Raw genomic sequence first — 3730 nt, 5'->3', positions numbered from 1 at the left:
GTGCCCAGTTGTGGTCCAGCAGGGCGTCGGCGTCGAGCACGCGGTCGGCGGTGTCGTCGATGACCAGCAGGCGCAAGTCCTGTGCACAACAGCCCAGCGCGGCGCGCACCGCACGGTGCCACAGAGCGTCGAAGGCGTAGTGATCGACCACCACCGTGTCGGGACGCCAGTTGGCCAGGGTCTGTGCGGTGTCGGCTGCGTCCTGCATCTGTGGCACACCGGCCCAGGCGCCGTGCGGTGGTGCATCGGGTTCAGGCGCGAAAGCCTCTGCGGGGGCGGGCAGCCAGTGTGTGGTGGATGTTTCGGTGCCCAGCACCTGCGCAGCCACAGTGTCCAGCTCGCGGCACACGAAGCGAACCTCAGCGCCGGCTTCCGTCAGCGCCTGCGCCAGCGACAGGCAGCGCTTGAGGTGCCCGGTGCCGATGGCGGCCGAGGCATCGACACGGATCGCCACGCGCGGCAGCTCGTTCACGTTGTTCGCTCTGCAGCGCCGAGCGCGACCCGCAACGCTCTGAGTGACTGCGACCAGAGGCACCGCCGGGCCGGCTCTGCCGGACGGCCAGTGCCGCCCCCCTGGGGGGGTGACGCGAACCGGCGCGGGGGGGTCATCTGAAGGCCTGGCGCACCGGCACGCCGGCCGCGGCGAGGGCTGCTTTGGCGCCCGCGGGGGTCTGTTCGGTGAAGTGGAAGATGCTCGCGGCAGCCACAGCCGACGCGCCGGCCTGCGTCACCGCATCGACCATGTGCTGGTAATGCCCAGCGCCGCCCGAAGCGATGACCGGGATCTTCACCGCGCGCACCACGGCCTCGACCAGCGGCAGGTCGTAGCCCTGCATGGTGCCGTCGCGCTCGATGGAGGTGATCAGGATCTCGCCCGCGCCGCGGTCTTCCAGCTCGCGCGCCCAGGCCACGACCTCGCGGCCCGTGGCGATCTGGCCAGCGTGGCTGTAGCACGCCCAGTCGCCGTCCTGCGCGCGTACGTCGATGCTGGCGACCACGCACTGCGCGCCGTGGCGACGGGCGATCTCGCCGACCAACTCGGGCCGCGCGTACGCGGCGGTGTTGACGGCGACCTTGTCGGCGCCCGCGCGCAGCAGGCGCTGCACCTGTTCGATGCGGGTGATGCCGCCGCCCACGGTGAGCGGCACGAAACAGTCCTGCCCGAACTCGTCGATGGATTCGAAGTCCGGATCGTCGTTGCCCTGGTGGGCCACGATGTCCACCAGCACCAGTTCGTCGACCTCGCGCTGGTTGTAGACCTTGACCGCCGGCAGCACCGGGCCGACGCGGCGCCAGCTGTCGAAGCCCACGCCCTTGACCAGGCCGAACTGCTTCCACAGCAGGGTGGGGATGACGCGCACCTTCAGCATGCCGGGCCTTCGATGAAGTTCTTCAGCAGCCTGAAGCCCGCGCGCGAGCTCTTTTCCGGGTGGAACTGCGTGCCCCATACATGGCCGCGCCGCACCGCGGCCGTGACCGGTACGCCGTAGTCGGTGGTGGCCAGCACGTCGGACGGGTCCTGTGGCATGAAGGCGTAGCTGTGCACGAAGTAGAAGTCGGTGCCATCGGGCATGCCGGCCAGCAGGTGGTCATCGCTGCGGGTGCGGGTGATGCCGTTCCAGCCCACGTGCGGCACGCGCAAGGTGCAGCCGAAGCTGCGCAGGTGCCGCACCTGGCCGGGAATGAAGCCCAGGCCCGGCGTGTCCTGACCTTCGGTCGCTCCTTCGGTGCTGCTGTCGGCCAGCAGCTGCATGCCCACGCACACACCCAGCAGTGGCCGTTTGTAGCCCAGCACCTCGTCGCGCAGGGCGGTGGTCCAGCCACCCTCGTCGAGCAGGCGCGCGCAGTCGGCGAAGTTGCCCACGCCGGGCAGGATCAGGCAGTCGGTGGCGTGCATGTCGGCCGCGCGGTTGACCAGCACCGGCGCCACGCGCAGCTCTTCCAGAGCCCGCAGCACCGAGCCGAGGTTGCCCACGCCGTAGTCGATGACACCGACTTTCATGAGATCAGACGTTGTCGTAATTGATCTTGGTCAGGTTCCCGTCGCGGTCTTTCAGCAAGGCCCCGCTGACGTCGCGCTTGAAGATCTTCTTGTTGGTGAACTTGTCGCAGACGCGGATGAACTCGTCTTCGGTCATTCCCAGCGGCCGCAGGATCTCTTTGATCGGCTTGCCCAGGTACTCCCAGGGAAACAGGCCGTCCAGGCGCTTGACGGCTTCCAGCCCATCCTGGCGTGTCAGCCGCCCGCGGCGGATGTGCAGGCAGGCCAGGTCGGTGGCGCGGCCGAAGCCGAACTTCAGGAACTTGAAGTAGTCGTGGATGCCGGTCTGGTGGTTGTCCAGGTTCTCGTAGTTGACCATCGAGCCTTCGACCACCTTGTGGTAGCTCTGGAAGCCGTTGGCCGAAGCGATGAGCGTGTTGGACAGGCCGTCCCACGGGAGGTAGTGGCCCAGGAACAGGCCGGTCACGCCCACGCGCTGCAGCTCTTCGTCGGTGGGGTAGGTGTAGGGGATCAGGTGCTTGGCCTCGATGCCTTCCTGGCCGATCAGGTCGGACACCCGCATGCCCAGCAGGCCGCCGAACTCTTCGAGCCAGCGGCGGTTGAGCACGTTGTTCTCGGCCGCCGCGGCCGGGCCACCGTACTCGTTTTGCGAGTTCTCGCCCCAGACGATCAGCGGCACGTTGAACTGCACCGCGGCGCGCACGGGAATGGTGAAGATGCCCACGTGTTCGGGCCAGGAGATATCACCCACCTGCGTGAGGCCCACGCGGTTGAGCTTGGCGCGCACCAGCGGGTTGGGCGAGAACTCCATGTGGTCCACGCCCAGGCGCTTGAGGTTCTCGATGTTGGCGCGGCCCAGCGGCGAGAGGTCGCAGGTGGACGAGGTCACGCACAGTGGATTCAGGCCCAGCTGCAGCATGCGCACCACCTGGTAGGTGCTGTCCTTGCCGCCGCTGACCGGCACGATGCAGTCCCAGTGGCTGCCGTCCGGGCGGCGGTACTTCTCCAGCACCTTCAGCAGGTCCTGGTAGCGCGCGTCCCAGTCGACGGCCTTGCGCGCCTCGTAGCTGCGGCAGGCGTTGCAGATGCCGTGTTCGTCCAGGTGCAGGTCCGGCTTGGTGTCCGGCATCACGCAGCGTTTGCAGTAGGTCAGCATGGTCGTGTCTCTTGAAAAGGGCTCAGCGCTTTTCCATCAGGAACCAGGTGATGTCGTCCTGCGGGAAGTTGGGGTCGCGGCGGTAGGCGAAGCCGTAGTCCACCAGCTGCAGTTGCGGGTGGCGGTCCATGATCTCGCCGGCAAAGTCGCGCTTGAACAGGCGGTCGCTGTGGCCGCGGTAGGGAATGGCCACCGGCGCCGGGTTGTAGTACTCCGCCACCATCAGGTAACGGCTGCAGGCGGCGAACAGCTTGTCGTACACCTGGGGCAGCACCTCGGGGTTGATGTGGATGAGCACGCCCTTGATGAGCGTCAGGTCCCACTGGCGGGCCGGGGTGAAGTCCAGGATGGACGTGTTGTGGACGTTCGCTGGCGGGATCACGTTGCCCAACTGCTTGGCCGCTTCGGCGTTGATCTCGATGGCGTGCGCGTCGATGCCGGGGTGCAGCAGCTTGAGCGCCTTGAGGTTCATGCCGATGTTGGCGCCGAACTCGATGCTGCTGTGGTTGCTGGGGGCTTGAGTCATGGCATTGCGGAAGAAGTCGAGGTTGGTGGCCATCAGCGCGACGCCC

4 protein-coding genes and 1 pseudogene are annotated in these 3730 nt (G+C 67.4%); all 5 read right to left on the bottom strand.

What is annotated here, in order from left to right; translation table 11 throughout:
* Positions 1–472: pseudogene (locus ACR2JA_RS16450) on the bottom strand (UDP-2,4-diacetamido-2,4,6-trideoxy-beta-L-altropyranose hydrolase); the annotation flags it as partial.
* Positions 473–605: 133 nt separating this feature from the next.
* Positions 606–1370, bottom strand: a complete 765-nt coding sequence (gene hisF, locus ACR2JA_RS16445; RefSeq protein WP_434010152.1) for an imidazole glycerol phosphate synthase subunit HisF — start codon at positions 1368–1370, stop codon at positions 606–608.
* Complete coding sequence (gene hisH, locus ACR2JA_RS16440; protein WP_434010151.1) at positions 1364–2002, bottom strand: imidazole glycerol phosphate synthase subunit HisH; 639 nt, start codon at positions 2000–2002, stop codon at positions 1364–1366. The genes hisF and hisH overlap by 7 nt, the downstream gene beginning before the upstream one ends.
* Before the next feature lie 4 nt (positions 2003–2006).
* Positions 2007–3158 (bottom strand): N-acetyl sugar amidotransferase, encoded by a 1152-nt coding sequence (locus tag ACR2JA_RS16435; protein ID WP_434010150.1) that lies wholly within the window; start codon positions 3156–3158, stop codon positions 2007–2009.
* 22 nt (positions 3159–3180) lie between these two features.
* Positions 3181–3730: pseudaminic acid biosynthesis-associated methylase (locus ACR2JA_RS16430; protein ID WP_434010148.1), on the bottom strand; the 550-nt coding region annotated here is incomplete at its 5' end.

Source organism: Hydrogenophaga sp. (assembly GCF_051007235.1).
Classification (GTDB): domain Bacteria; phylum Pseudomonadota; class Gammaproteobacteria; order Burkholderiales; family Burkholderiaceae_C; genus Hydrogenophaga.
Note: the sequence above shows the minus strand (reverse complement) of the source record. Positions and strands in the feature narration are given on the sequence as shown.

Bases quoted from the DNA above. Each gene is read 5' to 3' on its own strand.
- hisF (WP_434010152.1), bottom strand. From the start codon at position 1,370: ATGCTGAAGGTGCGCGTCATCCCCACCCTGCTGTGGAAGCAGTTCGGC.
- hisH (WP_434010151.1), bottom strand. From the start codon at position 2,002: ATGAAAGTCGGTGTCATCGACTACGGCGTGGGCAACCTCGGCTCGGTG.
- ACR2JA_RS16435 (WP_434010150.1), bottom strand. From the start codon at position 3,158: ATGCTGACCTACTGCAAACGCTGCGTGATGCCGGACACCAAGCCGGAC.